The organism is Flavobacterium sp. CECT 9288 (assembly GCF_918731615.1).
GTDB lineage: Bacteria > Bacteroidota > Bacteroidia > Flavobacteriales > Flavobacteriaceae > Flavobacterium.
Genome location: NZ_OU957226.1, coordinates 1,650,922 through 1,674,398, shown reverse-complemented (window position 1 = coordinate 1,674,398; position 23,477 = coordinate 1,650,922). Strand labels below are relative to the sequence as shown.

The window sequence follows — 23,477 nt, the reverse complement described above, 5'->3', positions numbered from 1 at the left end:
TTTGTAAATTAACAAATTTAGGACTTATAGATGTCAATATCGCTTCAATTGGAACAATTATCCCAATCATTTGAGGGAACTCTTTTACAAGATGAATTACATAAAACCTTGTATGCCACAGATGCATCTGCTTATCGTATTAAACCGCTTCTTGTAGCTATACCCAAAACTGAGAATGACATCATCAAAATATTACATTTTGCGGCTCAAAATAAAATTTCAATAACGCCCAGAACAGCTGGTACATCACTAGCTGGGCAAACGGTAGGAAACGGAATCATTGTTGATGTATCTAAATATTTTACAAAAATAATTTCCTTTGATGCTACAAATAAAACTGTAACGGTGCAGCCAGGAGTGATTCGGGATGAACTTAATTTGTTTTTAAAGGAATACGGTTTGTTTTTTGGACCCAATACGTCTACCTCAAATCGCTGCATGATGGGCGGAATGGTAGGTAACAATTCCTCTGGCACGACATCCATACGCTATGGAGTCACAAGAGACAAGGTTCAGGAGATTCATGCTATTTTAAGTGATGGCTCGAAAGTTGTTTTTAACGAAATTACTTCTGATGCATTTATCGAAAAAACAAAAGGAAATACGCTTGAAAGTGCTATTTACAGCTCTTTATATGAGGAACTTTCAAATATTGAAAACCAAAAAGAAATTGTCAAAGAATTTCCAAAACCTGAAATACATAGAAGAAATACAGGCTATGCAGTGGATTTGCTGTTGCAGTCAGAACTTTTTGGTGGAAACCAAAAAACTATAAATGTAGCCAAACTCATTTGTGGAAGCGAAGGAACCCTAGCTTTTATTACTGAAATTACATTAAAAGTTGATGTACTTCCGCCTACCAATAATGTTATGGTTGTGGCTCATTTTCATTCTATCCAAGAAAGTCTTGAGGCCGTTGTTACTGCTATGAAGCATCATTTGTACACTTGTGAAATGATGGATGACACCATACTTGATTGCACAAAACACAATAGGGAACAGGCTAAAAATAGGTTTTTTATTCAGGGTGAACCCAAAGCGGTAATTATGCTTGAAGTAGCCTCCTATAAAAGTATGGAAGATGCAGAAAATCAAGCAGATCTATTAATAGCGGATTTAGAAAAAAACAATTTTGGCTATGCCTTACCTAAAATTTATGGTGCTGATATTGATAAGATTAATGAGTTAAGAAAGGCAGGTTTAGGTCTTTTGGGAAGCATTGTGGGTGATGACAAAGCTGCTGATTCTATTGAAGATACAGCGGTTGAATTAAGTGATTTACCGCAATACATTGCTGATTTCTCAACCATGATGGAACGTCACGGTCAAAGTGCTATTTACTATGCTCATGCAGGTGCTGGTGAATTGCATCTTAGGCCAGTATTGAATTTAAAGAGCAAGGAAGGCGTTCACCAATTCAGAAATATTGCTACAGAAGTTGCAATTTTAGTCAAAAAATATCGTGGTTCACTCAGCGGAGAACATGGTGATGGGATTGTGAGAGGTGAGTTTTTGCCATTTATGATTGGGCAAAAAAATTACGAATTGCTTAAAAGAATCAAATTTGCTTTTGATCCTCATTGTATTATGAATGAGGGTAAAATTGTGAATGCTTTCAAAATGGATGAAAATTTACGATTTGAAGCTGGAAGATTAGAACCAGAAATCAAAACGATTCAAGATTTTTCGGACAGTATGGGTGTTCTTAGAGCTACCGAAAAATGCAATGGCTCTGGTGATTGTAGAAAGTTACCTTCGGCAGGAGGAACCATGTGTCCTAGTTATAGAGCAACTAGAAATGAGAAAGATACTACCCGTGCAAGAGCTAATGCATTGCGTGAATTTTTAACACATTCGGATCAAGATAATAAGTTCAATCACAAGGAATTATATGAGGTTTTTGATTTATGTGTAAGTTGTAAAGCATGTGCAAGCGAGTGTCCAAGTAATGTAGATGTTTCTGCATTGAAATCGGAATTTTTATATCAATATCAAGAAACGAATGGCTATTCTTGGAGAAATAAAGTTTTTGCTTACAATGCTAAACTGAATGGTTTGGGAAGTCTTTTTCCCAGACTTACTAATTACATGGTTAATTTGCCATTTGTAAAAAAAAGCATGGGAATTGCACCCAAAAGAGAAGTACCATTATTAGCTAAACAAACTTTTAGAAAGTGGTATGAGAAAAATAGTGAAAACGAAATTACTCGTGTTTTTGAAAACGGAAAAGTATTCTTGTTTTGTGATGAGTTTACAAATTATTATGATGTTTCAGTTGGAATAGACTCTTATCAAGTATTAACAAAATTAGGGTATCAAGTAATTCTTTTGGATCATGAAGAAAGCGGACGTGCGTTTATATCAAAGGGTTTTTTGGAACAGGCCAAAGCAATTTCTAATTATAATGTTTCTGTTTTTTCAGAATATGTTTCTGAAGATGCACCGTTAATTGGTATCGAACCATCAGCAATTTTGACGTTTAGGGATGAATACCTTCGCCTAGCAGATGATAAAGTAAAAGCGAAAGAGTTGGCTGAAAATGTTTACACTATCGAGGAATTCTTTAAAAATGAGATCACAAAAGGTAAAATTACAAAAGCTCATTTTTCAAATAAAAAACAAACCATAAAAATACATGGGCATTGTCATCAAAAAGCATTGAGTTCTACACAAGCTACATTTGCCATGTTAAATCTACCTGAAAATAGTACGGTTACTATTTTCAATTCGGGTTGTTGTGGTATGGCAGGTTCTTTTGGTTACGAAAAAGAGCATTATGAAGTGAGCATGAAAATGGGAGAGGATACTTTATTTCCAAAAATTAGAACTGCTGATCCTGAAATAGTTCTAGTTGCAGCAGGTACAAGCTGTAGACATCAAATTTTTGACGGAACAGGGAAAAAAGCAGAACATCCTATTACAATTCTGAAAAGTTTCTTAATCTAAATTATTAAAATAACATCAAATAAGTTAAAATTAAGTGAATTTAATTTTTTAAAGAATATTAAATAATTTATTTGACTTTTATTTTCATAATTCAAGTCATTTAAATCAAAAAATATTTAAAAAATAAGTGTATAAAACCGTATTAATTCAATTAGTTTTATACTTTTGAAACCGCAACTAACTTTTAGGAACATTTTGCATAGAAGTTTTGCACGAATAGTATCAATTAAAATAGTCAACATGGCATTAAAGGGTTTGTTTAGAAAAAAAACTGTTCAAGATATTTTGAATCAAGTTGAAAAAAACAATGCAGATGGTCACAACGCATTAGGAAAACATTTAACAGCTAGAGATTTAACTGCTTTTGGAATTGCTGCAATTGTAGGGGCTGGTATTTTTAGTACTATTGGAAAAGCAAGTGCTGATGGTGGACCTGCGGTGATTTTTTTGTTTCTATTTACCGCTGTCGCTTGTAGTTTTGCTGCTTTTGCTTACGCTGAATTTGCCTCAATGGTTCCTGTTTCTGGAAGTGCCTATACGTATTCTTATGTTGCTTTTGGTGAAATTATAGCTTGGATAATAGGTTGGGCGTTGATCATGGAGTATTCCGTCGGGAATATTACAGTAGCCATATCTTGGAGTGATTATTTTACCAGTTTACTCTCTAGTGGGGGTATTCATTTACCCCAATGGATCCAAATGGATTTCCTATCGGCGTCACGTGGATTTGACGAAGCCACAGCGCTCATGCAAGCTGGAAAAAGCTATGCAGATTTAAGTCCTGCATTACAAGATGCTTATACTGCTTGGAATACCTCTCCAGTAATTGGTTCTTTTCATTTCGTAGCTGATTTACCTGCTTTACTTATTATTGTATTGATTACTGCCTTAATTTACCGCGGTATGAAAGAGTCGCGTAATGCGAGTAATATCATGGTAGTTATAAAATTATGCATCGTTCTTTTAGTAATAGCCGTGGGTGTTTTTTATGTTGATACTGCAAATTGGGATCCGTTTGCTCCAAATGGAGTTTCGGGTGTTTTAAAAGGAGTTTCAGCCGTATTTTTTGCTTACATTGGTTTTGATGCAATATCTACAACTGCAGAGGAGTGCAAAGATCCACAACGTGATTTACCTCGAGGTATGATGTGGGCTATTATTATATGTACGATGTTGTACATTGCTATTGCACTTGTGCTTACAGGTATGGTGAGTTATGATTTACTTAATGTAGGTGATCCGCTTGCTTTTGTATTTGAAAAACTAGATTTAAAATGGATGTCTGGTATTATTGCGGTAAGTGCAGTAGTAGCAATGGCAAGTGTTTTATTGGTTTTTCAAATGGGACAACCTCGTATTTGGATGAGTATGAGTCGTGATGGATTATTGCCAAAACGTTTTTCTAAAGTGCATCCTAAATATCAAACTCCTTCGTACGCTACCATCGTTACTGGTTTTGTTGTTGCTATTCCTGCTCTGTTTTTAAACTTAACATTGGTGACTGATTTATGCAGTATTGGGACTTTGTTTGCTTTTGTGCTAGTGTGTGCGGGTGTCTTGGTTTTGCAAAATAAAAAAGATATTCCTCGTGGTAAGTTTAAAACACCTTATGTGAATTCAAAATTTATAATGCCTGTTTTATTACTTATAGGAATTGCTGCAGCATTTGGATATAACAAGAAAGCAACAATGGATTTTATTACGAATGAAACTCAGGCTAACAGTTCGTCAGCAATTATTACTGCTCTAAATAAAGAAGAAACTCAAAAAGTGTACCAATACTTAGTTACAGTTGATCCAAAAAATGGTACAACAGAAACACCTGATTTAGAACAGTTGTTAAGTCAGTATCAAGATGATGATGCGGCGTATGCAAAAATTATTTCGGGACTTCCTGTTGATGATGCTATTAAATATGAAAGTGGTTTTAGCTTGTTCAAGCACAAAATTCCAATGTGGATTTTTATCATCACACTTTTAGGACTTACAGTTTGGTCTTACAAAGAAAATTTATCCCTAATTCCTTTACTTGGACTAATATGTTGTTTGTATATGATGGCTGAATTAAGTGTATGGAACTGGATTTATTTTGGAGTTTGGTTGCTTATTGGGCTGGTGATTTATTTTGGCTTTAGCCAAAAAAACAGTAAACTTAACATTTAAAACTTTTTTAAATATCTTGACAAACCTTTATGCAAATAAAGGTTTGTTGTTTTTAAAAGCTTTTTTTGCTAGACCTGAAAAATTTTTCAAGAGTTTTAAATCTTTATTTTAAAAATAATTGCAATAGAAAGGATATTTATAATTTTGACAATCCAAAATCCATTTTCCTATATTTGCTATCTAAAATGTACACCCATAGTGACTCAAATCAATAAACTCAAAATATTTAATGATCCCATTTACGGTTTCATTACCATTCCAAATGCTTTAATTTACGACTTAATTCAGCATCCTTATCTTCAGCGTTTACGAAGGATTTCTCAGATGGGATTGTCCTATTTAGTTTATCCAGGTGCTAATCATACTCGTTTTCACCATGCTTTAGGTTGTATGCACTTGATGCAGAAAGCGGTCGATGTATTGCGTTTTAAAGATGTTACCATCTCTACAGAAGAAGAAAATGCACTCTATATTGCAATTTTATTACATGATATAGGACATGGACCTTTTTCCCATGCCATGGAAAAAAGTATTGTAGAGGATGTGCATCATGAAGCCATTTCATTGCTTTTTATGAATAAATTAAACAATGAATTTAATGGGCAACTCAGTTTAGCAATCCAGGTTTTTAAAGGAGAATACAATCGAAAATTCATGTTGCAATTGATCTCTAGTCAGCTAGACATGGATCGAATGGATTATTTAAAACGAGATAGTTTTTACTCTGGTGTTGCTGAGGGCAATGTTAATTCAGAGCGTTTAATCCAAATGATGAATGTGGTTGATGATTATTTAGTTATTGAAGAGAAAGGAATATACTCGGTAGAAAAATTCTTAATGTCAAGAAGATTGATGTATTGGCAAGCGTATTTACACAAAACAAGTCTTGTAGCCGAGTTGATATTAATGAAAATTTTGAAACGTGCAAAAGAACTTACTCTTAAAGGGATTGAACTTCCTTGCAGTGATCCACTTTTGTATTTTATGCAAAATAAAGTTACCATTGATACATTTGACGAAACTACATTAGATTTATTTGCGCAATTAGATGATTTTGATATTATAGGAGCCTTAAAAAGTTGGCAAAAAAACGATGATTTTATTCTGTCTTCTCTAAGCAAAATGATTGTTAACAGAGATTTGTTAAAAATTAAATTAACAACTGATAAAGTAACTCTTGAGGATTTACAGCCTATGCAAGAACGTTTTGCTGCTCAAAATTCTATTTCTATTGCCGATACCAATTATTTTATTTTTAAAGGAAAAATCAAGAATCAAGCATACAGTAAAGAGGCTGAGCCCATACGTATTCTTAAAAAAGACAGCACAATTGAAGACGTAATTGAGTCATCTGATCAGTTAAATTTGAAATCCTTATCAAAGTTAGTGACCAAGTATTATTTATGTTTCCCAAAACAACTGTTATAAAAACAGCATTTAAAATCTATTTTTTTATATTTTTGTCGCAATGAAATTTACAGCAGCACAAATAGCGGAGATTCTGGAGGGAGAAGTAATAGGGAATCCTATGGCTGAAGTTTCTACATTATCAAAAATTGAAGAAGGAATTGAGGGTTCACTTACTTTTCTTTCAAATCCTAAATACAACAACCATATCTATACTACAAAAGCATCTGTTACGATTGTTAATCAAAGTTTTGCACCCGATAATATGGTAAACACAACAATGATTAAAGTTGATGATGCTTATGCCTCGTTTACAAAATTATTAGAATTTTATAATCAAGTAAAACTCAATAAAGCAGGGGTTGAAGAACCTTCTTTTATTTCTAAAAATGTAATTTTAGGAGCTAATTTTTATTTAGGAAGCTTTAGTTATATTGGCGAAAACGTTTCAATTGGTGATAATGTGAAAATTTATCCAAATTGTTTTGTAGGGGATAACGTAGTTTTAGGAGATGATACAATTCTTTTTGCTGGTGCAAAAGTGTATTCGGAAACAATTATTGGAAAAAATTGTACCATTCACTCTGGAGCAATTATCGGATCTGATGGTTTTGGTTTCGCACCAAATCCTGACGGGACGTACACAAAAATACCTCAAATAGGTAATGTAATTATTGAAGATAATGTTGATATAGGTTCCTGTACTACTGTAGATAGAGCAACCATGGGATCTACTATAATTAGAAAAGGAGTAAAGTTAGACAATCAAATTCAGATTGCTCACAATGTTGAGATAGGGGAGAACACGGTTATTGCAGCTCAAACTGGTGTAGCTGGTTCTACAAAAATCGGCCGAAACTGTATGATAGGAGGTCAGGTTGGCATATCTGGCCATTTAACAATAGGTAACAATGTTCGTATTCAAGCCCAATCAGGTGTGGGGAGAAACATAAAAGACAATGAAGTTTTACAAGGTAGTCCTACCTTTGGGTACAATGATTTTAGTAAGTCATATGTGCATTTTAAAAACTTACCTAAAATTGTAGCTGAAATAGAAGAATTAAAAAAGAAAATTTTAAACCAAAAAAATGGAAACAATGGTTAAACAGAAAACCATCAAAACAGAAATTTCACTTACAGGAGTGGGCTTACATACCGGAAAAGAAGTTAAAATGACTTTTAAACCAGCTCCAGTAAATAATGGTTTTACTTTTGTGAGAGTTGATCTAGAGGGGCAGCCAGTGATAGAAGCTGACGCTAATTATGTGGTAAACACACAAAGAGGAACTAATCTTGAAAAACTTGGTGTAAAGATTCAAACTCCAGAGCATGTTTTGGCGGCATTAATAGGTTGTGATCTTGATAATATTATAATTGAATTAAATGCTTCTGAACTTCCTATTATGGATGGTTCTTCTAAATATTTTGTTGAAGCGCTAGAAAATGCAGGTTTTGAAGAGCAAAATGCAAAACGCAAAGTATATGTTGTAAAAGAGGTAATCTCTTATCTTGACGAAGCTTCTGGAAGTGAAATTCTAGTAATGCCAAGTGATCAATACTGCGTTACAACCATGGTTGATTTTGGAACTAAAATATTAGGAACTCAAAACGCAAACTTAAAAAGTATTACCGATTTTAAAAATGAAATTGCTGATTCTAGAACTTTTAGTTTTCTACATGAATTAGAGTCCTTATTAGAAAATGGATTAATTAAAGGTGGCGATTTAAACAACGCAATTGTATATGTTGATAAGGAAATTTCAGCATCTACAATGGAAAATTTAAAGGTTGCATTTGGTAAAGATGAAATTTCGGTTAAACCAAATGGAATTCTAGATAACCTAACGTTGCATTATCCTAATGAGGCTGCAAGACACAAATTACTTGATGTAGTTGGTGATTTAGCTTTGATAGGTACACGCATTCAAGGAAAAGTAATTGCAAATAAACCCGGTCATTTTGTGAATACACAGTTTGCAAAAAAGATGGCAAAAATCATAAAAATTGAACAAAGAAATTACGTTCCTGTTTATGATTTGAATCAAGAACCTTTGATGGACATTCATAAAATTATGGCGGTGTTGCCTCACAGACCTCCATTTTTATTAATTGATAGAATCATTGAAATGTCTGAAAGTCACGTGGTAGGTATGAAAAATGTGACCATGAACGAGAATTTCTTTGTAGGACATTTTCCAGAAGCTCCCGTAATGCCAGGTGTTTTAATTGTTGAAGCTATGGCTCAAACAGGAGGAATACTGGTTTTAAGTACGGTTCCAGATCCTGAAAATTATTTGACATATTTCATGAAAATTGATAATGTGAAATTCAAACATAAAGTATTACCTGGTGATACATTGATATTTAAATGTGATTTGATCACGCCTATCCGTAGAGGAATATGTCACATGCAAGCAAATGCTTACGCAAATGGTAAGCTTGTAGCCGAGGCAGAACTTATGGCGCAGATTGCAAAAAAACAGTAAAATTGGATTGATATGTTTTAAAGCATTAAACTTTCAATTGCAATAATTTAAAATTAATAAAAAAGAGCTGATGAATCAACCACTAGCCTATGTTCATCCGGGTGCTAAAATTGCCAAAAATGTTGTAATAGAACCATTTACAACCATTCACAATAACGTTGTTATTGGAGATGGAACTTGGATAGGTTCAAATGTTACCATTATGGAAGGTGCAAGAATTGGAAAAAATTGTAATATATTCCCTGGAGCAGTCATTTCAGCAGTTCCTCAAGATTTAAAATTTGGCGGAGAGGATTCACTAGTAATTATAGGCGATAATTGTACCATTAGAGAATGTGTAACTATCAATAGAGGTACTATTGCTTCTGGTCAAACTGTAATAGGTGATAATTGCCTTATTATGGCAACGGCGCATATTGCTCATGATTGCCATGTTGGTAATAATGCCATTATTGTTAATGGTGTTTTACTTGGTGGCCATGTAACCATTGGAAATTATGCCATAATAGGTGGATTGTCAGCAGTTCATCAATTTATAAGTGTAGGTGATCATGCTATGATTTCAGGAGGATCTTTGTTGAGAAAAGATGTTCCACCATATACAAAAGCGGCTAAAGAACCTTTGTCATACGTAGGGATAAACTCTGTAGGTTTACGAAGAAGAGGATTTTCTTCTGATAAAATAAGAGAGATTCAAGACATCTATAGAATTTTATATCAAAAAAATTACAATGTCACTCAAGCTTTGGGAATTATTGAAGCCGAAATGGAAGCAACTCCAGAAAGAGATGAAATAATTGATTTTATTAGAAATTCTTCACGAGGTGTTATGAAAGGATATTCTGGGAACTATTAATTCTATTTCCAAAATAAGAATCAAAAAAAACAAAATAATTAAGTAACTCATTTTCATTTCCTATATTCTCTTATTTTAGAATTAGGATAGATAAATTAAACAAACATTCAAATGGCATCTACATCAGATATTAAAAACGGATTGTGTATCAAGTACAACAATGATATTTATAAAATTATTGAATTTTTACATGTTAAGCCAGGAAAAGGGCCAGCATTTGTGAGAACAAAATTAAGAAGTTTAACAAATGGTAAAGTATTAGATAACACTTTTTCGGCAGGTCACAAAATTGATGAAGTTCGCGTTGAAAACCACAAATTCCAATTTTTGTACCCAGAAGGAGATCAGTTTCATTTTATGAACACAGAAACTTTTGAACAAATTACATTAAACAAGAATATTTTGGACTCTCCTGATTTATTAAAAGAAGGTGAAAATGTAATGGTAAGTATCAATACCGAAACTGACCTACCTTTATCTGTTGATATGCCAGCTTCAGTTATTCTTGAAGTTACGTATGCTGAACCAGGGATAAAAGGAAATACAGCAACCAATGCTACTAAATCTGCTACGGTAGAAACGGGTGCAAGTGTTAATGTACCTTTATTTATCAACGAAGGTGATAAAATTAAAATAGATACGGCAAGCGGTTCATATATGGAGCGCGTTAAAGAATAAGTTCTTACTTGTTCTATTTTTCAAGATATTTTGATTTTAATAAAAAATAGTAAATGAAGTTCAAAAAAAGACATGCTTTACAAGAAATAGCAAGCATCATCAATTGTAAATACATTGGTGATGCTGATTTTCCTGTTTACGGCATGAATGAAATTCATGTTGTAGTACCAGGCGATATCGTTTTTGTTGACCATCCTAAATATTATGATAAAGCATTACAATCTGCGGCAACCATAATATTAATCAATAAAGAGGTTGATTGTCCAGAGGGTAAAGCATTGTTATTGTCTGATGATCCTTTTAGAGATTTTAATGTTTTAACAAGGCATTTTAAACCTTTTCAATTTTCGAATGTTGCTATTTCTAACACTGCTGTAATTGGTGAAGGAACAGTCATTCAACCCAATACTTTTATTGGAAATCATGTGGAAATTGGTAATAATTGTTTAATCCATTCTAATGTGTCTATTTATGACCATACTGTAATAGGTAACAATGTTATTATACATGCTGGTACTGTTTTAGGGGCTGATGCTTTTTATTATAAAAAACGTCCAGAGGGTTATGATCAATTGGTTTCTGGTGGTAGAGTTGTTATTGAAGACAATGTTGGGATAGGTGCTCTTTGTACCATTGATAAAGGAGTGACTGGAGATACAACCATAGGTGAAGGAACAAAAATTGACAACCAAGTTCATATTGGACATGATACCGTTATTGGTAAAAAATGTTTAATTGCATCTCAAACTGGTATTGCAGGTTGTGTAATTGTTGAGGATGAAGTAACCATGTGGGGACAAGTAGGCACAACTAGTGGAATCACAATTGGGGCAAAAGCTGTTATTATGGGACAAACTGGAGTTACTAAATCTGTTGAAGGTGGTAAATCCTATTTTGGTACACCTATAGAAGAATCTAGGGAAAAGTTGAAGCAATTGGCTAATATTAAAAAAATTCCAGAAATTTTAAATAAACTGAAGTAATATGTCTGCTAAAGAAATAGTTCAAAATTTTTATAAATCAGATGCTTTAATTGATAGTACCCTTCTAAAAGAATTTTTGCATCCAGAAATAGTTTTAGAGTGGAATAGTAGCAAAGGATTTGTCGAACATGATTTTGCTTCATTATTATTACTTTCAGATGAATTAAGTAAAGCTTATGTTCGATCAAAAGTTAGAATTAGTCACATTATTGCCGAAAATGATTTGGTATCAGTGCGTTATTCTCATTTTGTTAAAACAATTGAAAATCCAAGAGAAGAAATGCTTTTAGCTCATTTTATTGTAATTTGGCAAATTAAAGATCAAAAATTATATCGCGGATATCAAATGAGTCAATTATCATAATTTAGTGTCAAAAAACTGAACGCTGAATACTGATTACTGATTACTATTTTATACTTTTGCATAACCATTTTAAAAACTACATAAAAAATATATCATGAGTGTTTTAGTTAACAAAGATTCCAAAATAATTGTTCAAGGTTTTACAGGAAGTGAAGGTACTTTCCATGCTTCTCAAATGATCGAGTATGGTACCAATGTTGTAGGTGGTGTAACTCCTGGTAAAGGAGGAACAAGTCACTTAGATAGACCTGTATTTAATACTGTAAAAGATGCTGTTGACCAAGCAGGTGCTGATACAACTATCATTTTTGTACCACCAGCTTTTGCTGCTGATGCTATTATGGAAGCTGCTGATGCTGGAATTAAAGTAATCATTGCAATTACCGAAGGAATTCCTGTTGCTGATATGATAAAAGCAAACAGTTATGTAAAAGAAAGAAATGCAAGATTGATAGGGCCTAACTGTCCTGGAATTATTACTCCAGGTGAAGCTAAAGTAGGGATTATGCCAGGTTTTGTATTCAAAAAAGGAACCGTAGGTATTGTGTCTAAATCAGGAACTTTAACGTATGAGGCTGCTGATCAAGTAGTAAAACAAGGTTTAGGAATCACTACTGCAATCGGTATTGGTGGAGATCCAATCATTGGAACTACTACAAAAGAAGCTGTTGAATTGTTAATGAATGATCCAGAGACTGAATGTATCGTAATGATAGGTGAAATTGGCGGTCAACTGGAAGCTGATGCTGCAAAATGGATCAAAGCGGATGGAAACCGTAAGCCAGTTGTAGGTTTCATTGCAGGAGTTACTGCTCCAGCAGGACGTACAATGGGGCATGCAGGTGCAATTGTTGGTGGATCTGACGATACAGCCGAGGCTAAAAAACAAATCATGAGAGAATGTGGTATTCACGTTGTGGATTCACCTGCTGAAATTGGTAAAAAAGTAAAAGAAGTTTTAGGTTAATCTAAGCTTTTTCTAAATAATAGTAAAGCCTCACAATTTGTGAGGCTTTTTTATGATTAATAGAATTAAAAAAATACCTTTGCACTTTATTGAAAATCTGATTTTACAGCAAAATCAATAAAATGCAAATGAACTTGTTATGGTTTATTTTACTACTCGTAAAATGATGTTCATGGCTAGTTCCTAATAAATAATATATATGTACAAAGAATTAGAAAAATTCAAAGTTACCAATCAATTTTCTTTCACAATTGAAGATAGTCTTGCTGAAGTTTGCAATGCTTCGGATGGATCAGGGGTGTTTTTAGTGTATGCCGTAGGTGATTCAAAAGAATTGATTATGGTAGGTTCTACAGGAACTGTTCAAAATAATGGTGCTTTAAAAGCAAAAAATGGCGGACTTTATGACAAGATTGTAGAGGGGCATCAATTTGCTAAAACGGGAAGAAAATATTCTTGGCCAGCACAAATGAAAATTGAAGACATTACCGCGCTTGAAGTAGTTTGGTATGAAACTTTTAATACAGACTCAAAAGGAATTCCAACTGCAGTTGAAGGTGTAATTTTACAAAATTTCTTTGATGAAAATGGAAGATTACCAAGATGGAATGTAGCTTTTTAAGTTCATTTTGATTAAAAATTAAAAGTCCCCAAATCTACATTTGGGGACTTTTATGTTATTTAAAAGGTGTTGACCATTTTGTATCTACATAGACATTTGTTCCAGTTAAGGTTTTTAGAAAGGCGATTAAAGCGTCTACTTCTGAGGCATTTAAATTTAATTTTTGACCAAAACCATTTGGCCTTAACCTAGCGTCAAGATTTGTATTTCCAGGTGCTAGGTTTATTGTGCCGTAATGGCCAATTACATTTTGAAGCGTATTCAAATTTGCGGTATGCATGAAAGCGCCATTGGTACTTCCATCTGCTTTTACCAAGTCTCTAAGTGATGGAGATTTAGTATTTGTGATGTCAATTCCATTTCCATTTAGTATCCCGATTATTCCATTATTTCTACTGTTTGGGTCAATACTAAATTCAGGAGCTTGATGGCAACCCGCACAACCTACTCCTCCAGCAGTTCTATTTCCAGTAGCGTCAAAAACAGGTGGTGTTAAAAATAAATTTTTACCTTGGTTTTCTTGAGCTGTGAAATTAGGAAACTGTTGATTGTCATTTGCAACAAGGGCGCGACCCACATCATATTCTGCATCGAATGATTGAATGCTTCTTACAAATTGTGATAAAGCAAGTTGAATTTTGTTTTCAGTAATATCCTCTGATCCATATACAAACTTGAACAATTCTTTATAATACCCTATGTTTTGTAGTTTAGTAATTAACGCAGTAAAGTTGCCATCGCCTAGTGTACCACTAAAGCCCATTTCAATATGGTCTTGAATAGGTTGGGTTACTTGATTTTCTAAAGTTGAAGCTCTCTCATCCCAAAAGAATTTATTTTCATTTGAAAATCTAGTATTTATCAATCTCATGGAGTGTCTGCTAGTTGTTCCATTTACTCCTGTACTAGCTACTGCAACATCTCCAAAAGCATTTGCTTGAATGTGACAAGAGGAGCAGGAGATGGTATTTTTTGACGATAAATTCTTATCGTAGAATAAGACCCGTCCTAAAGTAGCGCCTTTATCTGTAATGGCATTCCCTGCAGTATTATCTTTAGTGATATAGCTAGGAATCGTTTGGTTCGAATAATTATCTAGTTTGTTAACATTTATTTTGCCGGTAAATGTTGTTGTAATATTAGGATAGGGATCAATAGCCACATATTCATTTGCGTCATCATTTTTACTACAACTTAGAACTAAAATTAAGCCGATTAATAATATGAATTTTTTCATAATTATTCAATTAATGTTAATATTATATGAATTATATTATTTATTTTGATATTCATTAGACTATGTTTATCTAAAATAGTTTAATTTATGATAATTTTTAATTTGATAACACTTTATTTTATGAGATTTTTAATTTTAAATAAAGTTCCGTTTGTTAAATATTGCATAATATTTTAAATTTTAAAGTGTTTGTTTAGTTTATCATAAAATATTAATTACTTTTGCACCCGTTATCACGAATCCTTCAATAGGATAGCAACCTGCAACAACAAGCAAGGTGCTAAAACGATAAGCCAAATCTTTTGGAAAAAATGTTGTTTACATTCCCAATACCAGCTTTGTTTTTCGTCATAACACTTAATTTAAAATTATTTTTATGACAAAGTTTACTAAGGAATCTGGAAATCCTTTTGCATTGATTCCGCTATTTATTTTTATTTTTACTTTTTTAGGAGCAGGTATTTTGCTTAATGATTTTTATGCTTTTCCTTCTCCTGTTGCTGTTTTGGTAGGCATTGTTGCTGCTTTTATTTTGTTTAAAAACAGTACAGAAGATAAAGTTGATACTTTAATTGCTGGTTGTGGTGATAGTAAAATTATAACCATGTGTTTGATTTATTTATTTGCAGGCGCTTTTGCAGTTGTTAGTAAGGCAATGGGTGGAGTTGATGCAGTAGTGAACCTAGGTATTAATACCATTGATGTAGCGTACTTTCCATTGGGGATTTTCTTGATAGCCTCGTTTTTATCAACTGCTACAGGTACATCTGTTGGAGCTATAGTTGCAATAGGACCTATTGCGATATCACTTGCTGATAAAAGTGGTGCTTCTATGCCATTGATAGCAGGTGCTTTACTAGGCGGTTCTATGTTAGGAGATAATTTATCAATGATATCAGACACTACCATCGCTGCCACTCAATCTCTAGGTTGTGATTTAAAAGATAAGTTTAAGATTAATTTGTTTATCGCGCTTCCGGCGGCAATTGTAACTATTTTAATTTTCTTTTATTTGGGATTTAATTCAGATGTTGTTTCTGTGGATATTGCAAAAAGTGATTATTCATTATGGGCTATCTTGCCTTATGTTTTAGTGATAATTTTAGCAGTTGTAGGTGTCAACGTTTTTTACACTTTACTATTAGGTACCATAATTGCGGGTTTTATTGGTTTTTATAATGATTCTTTTACAGTAATGGAGTTTACTCAGAAAATTTATGAAGGATTTACGAGTATGACAGATATCTTTTTACTTTCTATGCTTACAGGTGGATTAGCAGCTATGGTGGACACAGCTGGTGGTATTACATGGGTTTTGAATCAGATAAAGAAAAGAATTAAAAGTAAAAAATCAGCACAAACAGGAATTGGAGTATTAGTAGGTTTTGCAAATTTAGCTATTGCAAATAATACGGTTTCTATTGTTATTACCGGGCCCATTGCAAAGGAAATTAATGATGAATACGGGTTGAGTGCTAAAAAATCGGCTACTATATTAGATATTTTTTCGTGTGTAATACAAGGGATATTGCCATATGGTGCTCAGATATTGTTGATATTAAACTATGCAAATGGTAAATTAAATTTTATAGATATTTTAAGTAATGCGTGGTATCATTTGTTTTTGCTAGTATTTACATTGATTGCCATTTATGCTGCTTTTTGGGATAAACTAGCATATCGTTTTTTGAAGGTTTAATTGTAAAAATTATTGTTCATAATCAAAGCTAAATTTTTTTTAAAAAAGGAAATAGTATATATTTGGCAAGTCGTTTTTAGCCCTGATAGCAACGGAAATCCTTTTGGGTAAGCGACAGCGGACCTAAAAGATTGCAGTGAATAGCAGGAATAGCTTCAAATAAAAAATAAACTAATTTTTGAATATGAAATTACTAGAAGGAAAAGTTGCCATTATCACAGGCGCAAGTCGCGGAATTGGAAAAGGGATTGCAGAGGTTTTTGCTAAACATGGAGCCAATGTTGCTTTTACATATAGTTCATCAGTAGAATCTGCGATGGCTTTAGAAAATGAGTTAAACGCTCTAGGTATTAAAGCAAAAGGATATCAATCAAACGCTGCAGATTTTAATGAAGCGCAAACATTTGTGGATGCTGTTTTGGCCGATTTTGGAACGGTTGACGTATTGATTAATAATGCTGGAATCACAAAAGATAATTTATTGATGCGTATGTCCGAAGAAGATTTTGACAACGTGATGGATGTGAATTTGAAATCGGTTTTTAATATGACAAAAGCGATTCAACGTACTTTTTTAAAGCAACGTGCTGGTTCAATTATTAATATGAGTTCAGTGGTAGGGGTAAAAGGTAATGCAGGACAAACGAACTATGCAGCATCTAAGGCTGGAGTTATTGGTTTTTCAAAGTCTGTAGCACTGGAATTAGGATCTCGCAATATTCGTTGTAATGTAATTGCGCCTGGATTTATTGAAACCGAAATGACTGCAAAGTTAAACGAAGATGTTGTAAAAGGTTGGAGAGATGGAATTCCGTTAAAAAGAGGTGGCTCTACAGAGGATGTGGCTAACGCTTGTCTTTTCTTTGCTTCGGATATGAGTGCTTATGTTACAGGGCAAGTACTGAATGTGTGTGGAGGAATGCTTACCTAGCTTTGTGAAATGAGTATTTAATTCATTCTACACTTCTATTGAATTCTAGATTACATTTAAGTTTTCAAATTTAAAATATTTTAATAAACACTACATGACAACATCTACCTTGCTACTATTAGTTTTATCATTATTAATAGCGGGCGTATTGTCATATTTTCAATATTTATATAAAGCTAAAAACAAGTCAAAATTGAGTTTGTTTTTAGCTTTTTTTCGTTTTACCTCTATTTTTTGTCTGTTTTTATTATTGCTAAATCCGATTATATCTCGGGATAATTTAATCATCACAAAGACGCCTCTTGCTGTTGTGGTTGATAATTCAAGTTCTATAGCTTTTCTTAAAAATGAAAAGAAAACTAAAGCAATTCTCCAAAATATTCAGAACAATACGGCTTTGAATGATAAATTTGACGTTCAAGTTTTTCAATTTTCTGAGGATTTTAGTCCTTTGTCAAGTATTGATTTTAAAGGCAGTCAAACCAATATTGATCTTGTAGCGAACAATCTAAAAAGTATATTTAAAAATACAGTTTTCCCAACGGTTTTGCTTACTGATGGAAATCAAACATCAGGTAACGACTATGTTTATAGTTTTGATCCATCAAATAGGGTATTTCCTCTTGTAGTAGGAGATACTGCTACTTATCTTGATTTTAAAATCAATCAGTTGAATGTTAATAAGTATGCTTTTCATAAAAATAAATTTCCAGTAGAGGTGTTTTTACAGTATTCAGGTTCAAAAACTATGGATGCTGATTTTTCATTGTCTCAAGGGAAAACTATTTTGAATAAGCAAAGCATGCGTTTTTCTCCTTCAAAACGAACACAATCCCTAACGTTGTTTTTACCTGCAGATAAAATCGGACTTCAACTTTATAAAGCGACAATTACTTCAAAGGTAAAAGAAAAAAACACCTTTAATAATGTAAAGAATTTTGCAGTTGATGTTATAGATCAAAAAACAAATATTGCAATAGTATCAGCAATAAATCATCCGGATTTAGGAGCTTTAAAACGAGCAATAGAATCTAATGTACAGCGTAAAGTTACAGTTGTTAAACCAAACGATATTAAAGATTTAACACCATATTCGGTTTTGATTTTGTATCAACCTAATTCAGATTTTAAATCAGTTTTTGATGCCAATACAAAATTGAAAATCAACAGCTTTATTATTACTGGTAATAGTACTGATTTTAATTTTTTGAACAATCAGCAAACGTCACTTAATTTTAAAATGAGTGGACAAAAAGAGGATTATTTACCTGTTTTTAACAATCAATTTAATTTGTTTGCTGCTGAAAATATTGGCTTTGAAAATCTGCCTCCTATTCAAAATCCATTTGGCACTATAACTACAAATGCTGGCGTTACCGTATTGTTATCGTCAAGAATTAGAGCAATTGATACGCAGATGCCTTTACTGGTTTTTGCAGAAAGTCAATCCGGTAGAAATGCTTTTTTAATGGGAGAGAATAGCTGGAAATGGCGTTTACAGTCTCATGTGACTAACAAATCTTTTGAAAAATACGATGTATTCCTTGATAAAATTATTCAGTTTCTAGCTTCAAACAATTCCAAAAAATCATTGGTGGTTGAGCATGAACGTTTTTACAACTCAGGAGAACCTATTGAAATAACGGCACAGTTTTTTAATAAAAATTATGAATTTGATGAAAAAGCTCGACTATCTATTTCTTTAAAAAATAAAGGCAATAAGCAAACTAAAAATTACGATTTAGTTAAAGGGAACAATACTTACAAAGTCAATCTTGATGGTTTAAAGGCGGGATCTTATGATTTTGTAGTTCAAGAATTGAATTCTAAAACATCTTATACAGGTAGTTTTGAAATTTTAGATTTTGATATTGAAAAGCAATTTGTAAATTCAGATGTTGAAAAACTAAGCCAATTAGCAACTCATACTAGCGGAAAAGTATTTTTTGCAAATCAAGAAGAACAATTAATAAAAACCCTACTCGAAAGTCAAGAATACAAAGCGATTCAAAAAAGCAATAGTGTTAAAACACCATTAATTGACTGGATTTGGTTACTCATAATTATTGCTATTTCACTTGCTACAGAATGGTTTGTACGTAAATACAATGGTTTACTATAATTCAGATTTATTATGGATTTTAGACTAAAAGTTTTTTATACCGTTGCCAATCGATTGAGTTTTACAAAAGCCGCAGCTGAATTGTTTATCACTCAACCTGCCATTTCAAAGCACATACAAGAATTAGAAGAAGAATACGGAATCAAATTGTTTGATAGAAATGGTTCTAAAATTGCTTTGACGCACGCCGGGACTGTATTATTAAAACATGCCAAAAATATTTTTGAAATGTATCGTGAGATCGATTTTGACATGAGCACGCTTATCAATCAGCGCTCAGGGTTATTACGATTGGGCGCGAGTACAACAATTTCACAATATATTATTCCGCCATTATTAGCTAAATTTCATTTAAAACTACAGGACGTCAAAGTAAGTTTGTTAAACGGCAATACGGAACAAATTGAGTATGCATTGGTACAGCAAGAAATTGAAATGGGCATTGTAGAAGGGCAGTCTAAAAATAAATTAATAAAATACATACCATTTTTAAAAGATGAATTGGTTTTAGTTTGTAATAGCTCCAATCCGCTGGTGCAACAAGATGAGATTGAGCTAACTGACCTCAAAAAAATGCAATTTTTAATACGTGAACAAGGTTCAGGAACACTTGAAGTAATTGAGCATGCTTTAAAACCTTTTGAAATTAAAGGCTCTGATTTGCAAGTAGAAATGCAATTGGGAAGTACTGAAAGTATTAAATCGTATTTATTGAACTCTGACTGTGTTGCTTTTATGTCAATTCATGCGGTGCAAAAAGAGCTTCAAAACAATGAATTGGCTATTCTAGACATTAAAGACTTAGTAATAGAACGTTATTTTTATATCATTACATTACAAGGAAAAACAGATTCTTTGTCTGAATTGTTTATTCAAAATATTTCGAATCATTATAATTTAAAGTTATAGTAGATTATAATTTACAATTGGTGCTTTTAGATTAATGTACGCACCTTTGTAAAGTACTAATTCAACAACTTTACATTGGAAATTCCTCATAAAGATATTCATAAACAATCCTATTTATTTTTTAGCGAAAGTAAACTTATACAACAACTTTTTTTTGTTGGGATGCTTTTAATTTGTACCACCGTTTTTGTTTCGCCTCCAATTGCTTTAGGATTAGGATTGATTGTGGCTAATGTATTTGGGCATCCTTTTTTAGCATGGAATCAAAAAGCTACTAATTATTTACTGCAATTTTCAGTTGTCGGTTTAGGATTTGGGATGAATTTTCATAGTGCAGTTACCGCAGGAAAAGAAGGTTTTTTATTTACTATTATTTCAATTGTAAGCACATTAATTTTAGGAACATTGTTAGGTAAATGGTTTAAAGTTGAAAGTAAAACAACTCATTTAATTTCTTGTGGAACAGCAATTTGTGGTGGAAGTGCTATAGCAGCAATTGCACCAGTAATCAAATCTGACGAAAAACAAACCTCAGTAGCTTTAGGAGTGATATTCATATTAAATTCGGTTGCTTTATTTTTATTTCCAGCTATAGGTCATTATTTTAATGTGTCTCAAAGTGATTTTGGAATGTGGTGTGCAATCGCTATACATGATACTAGCTCCGTTATTGGAGCAGCTAGTAAATATGGACCAGAGGCGTTACAAATTGCGACAACCGTAAAATTAGCACGGGCATTGTGGATTATTCCAGTTGCCTTATTCACGGCTTTTATTTTTAAAAACAAATCGGGTAAAGTGAAAATTCCATATTTTATCGGATTCTTTATTTTGGCGCTAGTTGCCAATACATATTTGCCACAAGTGCAGATTTTTGCACCGCAATTGGTTTCCATTTCTAAAATAGGACTCACGATTACCTTATTTTTGATTGGAGCAGGTTTAAATAGAAAGGTTTTAAAATCAGTTGGATTTAGACCACTTGTTCAAGGAATAACACTTTGGGTTTGTATTGCGAGTTTTACTTTTATATGGATTGTCTTGTTTTGAATTTAAAAATAAGCATCTAGCTAATCATTATATTTTAGTCAAATTTTTTTAGAAATGATTTAACATAATCTCAAAATGTTTTTCTTTATTATCACAAATTAATGAAATACATTTGCTTTTCTAAAAAAATAACATTTAATGAAAAATTTTAAATTTAAATCTACATTTATTGCATTATCGTCAGTTGGAGTTGCGTTTTTTTTAATTTCATGGGGCGTAATTGGTCATGAACGTATCAACCGAGCAGCTGTAATGGCATTGCCTAAACCACTGCAGACTTTCTTTTACAATCATATTGATTTTATTACTCAGGAATCAACAGTTCCAGATTTAAGACGTAATGTTTTGAATGATAAAATGGAACCACCACGTCATTATTTTGATATGGAAAACTTTGGTGATGCAGCTTCTTTTCCTAAAACAATGGAAGAAGCTAAAGCAAAATATGACGAAAAGTTTTTAACCAAAAATGGAATCTTACCTTGGCACATTCAAGATTTAATGGTAAAATTAACAAAGGCATTCAAAGAAAAGAGAAAAAACGAAATTCTTTTTATTGCAGGTGATTTAGGGCATTACATAGCAGATGGTCACATGCCTTTGCATACATCTGATAATCATGACGGGCAAAATACAAACCAAAAAGGAATTCATTCTTTGTGGGAAAGTCGTTTGCCAGAGTTGTTTGCTAAGGATTATAAATTCAATGTTCCTCAAGGCGTGTATTTAGAAAATGTAGAAAAATCTACTTGGGATCTGATTTTTGATACACACAGTTTAGTAGAGCCGTTATTAGCCATTGATAAAAAATTAAGAACTGCTACGGCTGAAAACAAAATTTTTGTTACTGATGCAGTTGGTGAAATTGTAAAAAATAAATACGGAGGTACTATGTATTCTGATGAATATGCAAAACAATTGCATGCTGATATGAACGGAATGGTTGAAAAGCAAATGCGAAAAGCTATAACTGTTACAGCTAGTTTTTGGTATACGGCTTGGGTAAATGCAGGAAAACCTGATTTGAGTGGTCTAGATACTCCAGAATTGACTAAAAGAAATAGCAAATTGCTAAAAAAAGACATAAAAACGTACTTGAAAGGGAATCTTTTTGGTTTAACAAGCGATAAAGAATAAGCTGTATTAATTGTCTAGTCCTGAAAAAGTGATACAGGATTAATAAAAAATAAAAGTACAATTTTAGACAGTAGCAAGCTCTGGTTTGCTACTGTTTTTTGTTTTATAGGTTCTCATTTTAATTTTGTTTTGGTGATGCATCTGATTTGGAGTAAGCATGTAATTAGAATAATGAGGTCTGATTTCATTATAGATATCAATAGCTTCTTTTACAATTTTTTGCATGATTTCTGCTTTTTGATTGTATTTGTCAATCCTAAATTCCTGTTTTAAAATACCATTGATCCTTTCTGCCACTGCATTTTCATAAGGGTCAGAGTTTTGTGTCATACTGCATAGAATTTTATTTTTATTAAGTTGCATTTGGTAGTCATTAGCACAATATTGAATCCCTCTGTCTGAATGATGTATCAATGGTAAGTTTTTGTTGTTTCTGTGTTTAAGAGCCATTTTAAAAGCCTTCAAACTGCTTTCTGTGTTCATGTTATCGGCAACATAATATCCCATAATCTTTTTAGAATAAGCATCTGTGACTAAGCTTAAATAGCAAGGATTATCTCTTTTTCCTATATAGGTTATATCAGAGACCCAAACTTGCTCTGGTCTGTTAATTTCTAAATCTAGAATTCGATTTTGATGTTTATTAAATCGATGATGTGAGTTAGTCGTTACATGATAACTTCGTTTAGGATGTATCAATAAATGATTGGCTCTGAGTATATCAAAGAACTTATCTCTTCCAATTTTCATTAATTGAAGTTTATCAAACAAAAGATAATATAGTTTTCGAGTACCTATTCTAGGCATTGTCTTCCTGATATTATTCACCATCAAAATCACTTCTTTGGCTTTGTTTTGTTTGGATGCTATTCTTCTAGTCTTTCGATAATAAACCTGTCTGTCTATCCCGAACAAATAAC

At 32.8% G+C, this 23,477-nt stretch carries 19 protein-coding genes and 1 riboswitch; of the genes, 17 read left to right on the top strand and 2 right to left on the bottom strand.

Features of this window, described 5'->3' with window-relative positions; all coding sequences use genetic code 11:
• Positions 1–30 precede the first annotated feature (30 nt).
• The 11 genes from LQ189_RS07295 to LQ189_RS07245 all read left to right on the top strand — a co-directional run bounded on the left by LQ189_RS07295 (position 31) and on the right by LQ189_RS07245 (position 13,472).
• Positions 31–2,946 carry an FAD-binding and (Fe-S)-binding domain-containing protein gene (locus LQ189_RS07295; protein WP_230155389.1) on the top strand — a complete coding sequence of 972 codons (2,916 nt, stop codon included), beginning with the start codon at positions 31–33 and terminating at the stop codon, positions 2,944–2,946.
• Between the two features lie 240 nt (positions 2,947–3,186).
• Positions 3,187–5,109: an amino acid permease gene (locus LQ189_RS07290; protein WP_230155388.1), complete on the top strand. Its 1,923-nt coding sequence runs from the start codon at positions 3,187–3,189 to the stop codon at positions 5,107–5,109.
• 198 nt (positions 5,110–5,307) lie between these two features.
• Positions 5,308–6,537 (top strand): HD domain-containing protein, encoded by a 1,230-nt coding sequence (locus LQ189_RS07285; RefSeq protein WP_230155387.1) that lies wholly within the window; start codon positions 5,308–5,310, stop codon positions 6,535–6,537.
• A gap of 40 nt (positions 6,538–6,577) precedes the next feature.
• On the top strand, positions 6,578–7,621 hold the full coding sequence (gene lpxD, locus LQ189_RS07280) for a UDP-3-O-(3-hydroxymyristoyl)glucosamine N-acyltransferase (protein ID WP_230155385.1): 1,044 nt from the start codon (positions 6,578–6,580) through the stop codon (positions 7,619–7,621).
• Positions 7,614–9,002 (top strand): bifunctional UDP-3-O-[3-hydroxymyristoyl] N-acetylglucosamine deacetylase/3-hydroxyacyl-ACP dehydratase, encoded by a 1,389-nt coding sequence (locus LQ189_RS07275; protein ID WP_230158645.1) that lies wholly within the window; start codon positions 7,614–7,616, stop codon positions 9,000–9,002. The genes lpxD and LQ189_RS07275 overlap by 8 nt, the downstream gene beginning before the upstream one ends.
• A 70-nt stretch (positions 9,003–9,072) precedes the next feature.
• A complete protein-coding gene (gene lpxA / locus LQ189_RS07270) occupies positions 9,073–9,858 on the top strand; it encodes an acyl-ACP--UDP-N-acetylglucosamine O-acyltransferase (protein WP_086454391.1) in 786 nt (261 codons plus the stop codon).
• 111 nt (positions 9,859–9,969) lie between these two features.
• The gene (efp, locus tag LQ189_RS07265; RefSeq protein ID WP_086454390.1) at positions 9,970–10,536 is read left to right on the top strand and encodes an elongation factor P; all 567 of its coding nucleotides are present in this window, start codon (positions 9,970–9,972) and stop codon (positions 10,534–10,536) included.
• A gap of 53 nt (positions 10,537–10,589) precedes the next feature.
• Positions 10,590–11,519, top strand: a complete 930-nt coding sequence (locus LQ189_RS07260; protein ID WP_230155383.1) for a UDP-3-O-(3-hydroxymyristoyl)glucosamine N-acyltransferase — start codon at positions 10,590–10,592, stop codon at positions 11,517–11,519.
• Position 11,520: 1 nt separating this feature from the next.
• The gene (locus LQ189_RS07255) at positions 11,521–11,883 is read left to right on the top strand and encodes a nuclear transport factor 2 family protein (protein WP_230155381.1); all 363 of its coding nucleotides are present in this window, start codon (positions 11,521–11,523) and stop codon (positions 11,881–11,883) included.
• Positions 11,884–11,977: 94 nt separating this feature from the next.
• Entirely contained in the window at positions 11,978–12,850 is an 873-nt protein-coding gene (sucD, locus tag LQ189_RS07250) for a succinate--CoA ligase subunit alpha (protein ID WP_086454387.1), read from the top strand.
• 199 nt (positions 12,851–13,049) lie between these two features.
• The gene (locus LQ189_RS07245) at positions 13,050–13,472 is read left to right on the top strand and encodes a hypothetical protein (RefSeq protein WP_144890897.1); all 423 of its coding nucleotides are present in this window, start codon (positions 13,050–13,052) and stop codon (positions 13,470–13,472) included.
• 55 nt (positions 13,473–13,527) lie between these two features.
• Here the strand turns inward: LQ189_RS07245 and LQ189_RS07240 are convergent, their stop codons facing one another.
• Positions 13,528–14,709, bottom strand: a complete 1,182-nt coding sequence (locus LQ189_RS07240) for a cytochrome-c peroxidase (RefSeq protein WP_230155380.1) — start codon at positions 14,707–14,709, stop codon at positions 13,528–13,530.
• A gap of 225 nt (positions 14,710–14,934) precedes the next feature.
• Positions 14,935–15,031: riboswitch (SAM-I-IV-variant riboswitch) on the top strand.
• A 54-nt stretch (positions 15,032–15,085) separates the two neighbouring features.
• On the opposite strand from LQ189_RS07240, the gene LQ189_RS07235 reads away from it, so the two are divergent.
• From LQ189_RS07235 to LQ189_RS07210, 6 genes are all read left to right on the top strand, one after another.
• Positions 15,086–16,408: a Na+/H+ antiporter NhaC family protein gene (locus LQ189_RS07235; RefSeq protein WP_230155379.1), complete on the top strand. Its 1,323-nt coding sequence runs from the start codon at positions 15,086–15,088 to the stop codon at positions 16,406–16,408.
• 184 nt (positions 16,409–16,592) lie between these two features.
• Positions 16,593–17,339 carry a 3-oxoacyl-[acyl-carrier-protein] reductase gene (gene fabG, locus LQ189_RS07230; RefSeq protein ID WP_144890891.1) on the top strand — a complete coding sequence of 249 codons (747 nt, stop codon included), beginning with the start codon at positions 16,593–16,595 and terminating at the stop codon, positions 17,337–17,339.
• Positions 17,340–17,433: 94 nt separating this feature from the next.
• Positions 17,434–19,461 carry a hypothetical protein gene (locus LQ189_RS07225; RefSeq protein WP_230155378.1) on the top strand — a complete coding sequence of 676 codons (2,028 nt, stop codon included), beginning with the start codon at positions 17,434–17,436 and terminating at the stop codon, positions 19,459–19,461.
• A 12-nt stretch (positions 19,462–19,473) separates the two neighbouring features.
• Positions 19,474–20,370, top strand: coding sequence for a LysR family transcriptional regulator (locus tag LQ189_RS07220; RefSeq protein WP_230155377.1), 897 nt, complete (start codon positions 19,474–19,476; stop codon positions 20,368–20,370).
• 162 nt (positions 20,371–20,532) lie between these two features.
• Positions 20,533–21,420, top strand: coding sequence for a YeiH family protein (locus LQ189_RS07215; protein ID WP_230158643.1), 888 nt, complete (start codon positions 20,533–20,535; stop codon positions 21,418–21,420).
• Between the two features lie 138 nt (positions 21,421–21,558).
• On the top strand, positions 21,559–22,557 hold the full coding sequence (locus LQ189_RS07210; protein WP_230155376.1) for a zinc dependent phospholipase C family protein: 999 nt from the start codon (positions 21,559–21,561) through the stop codon (positions 22,555–22,557).
• A gap of 63 nt (positions 22,558–22,620) precedes the next feature.
• Here the strand turns inward: LQ189_RS07210 and LQ189_RS07205 are convergent, their stop codons facing one another.
• Complete coding sequence (locus tag LQ189_RS07205; RefSeq protein ID WP_221917391.1) at positions 22,621–23,472, bottom strand: IS3 family transposase; 852 nt, start codon at positions 23,470–23,472, stop codon at positions 22,621–22,623.
• Between the last annotated feature and the right edge of the window lie 5 nt (positions 23,473–23,477).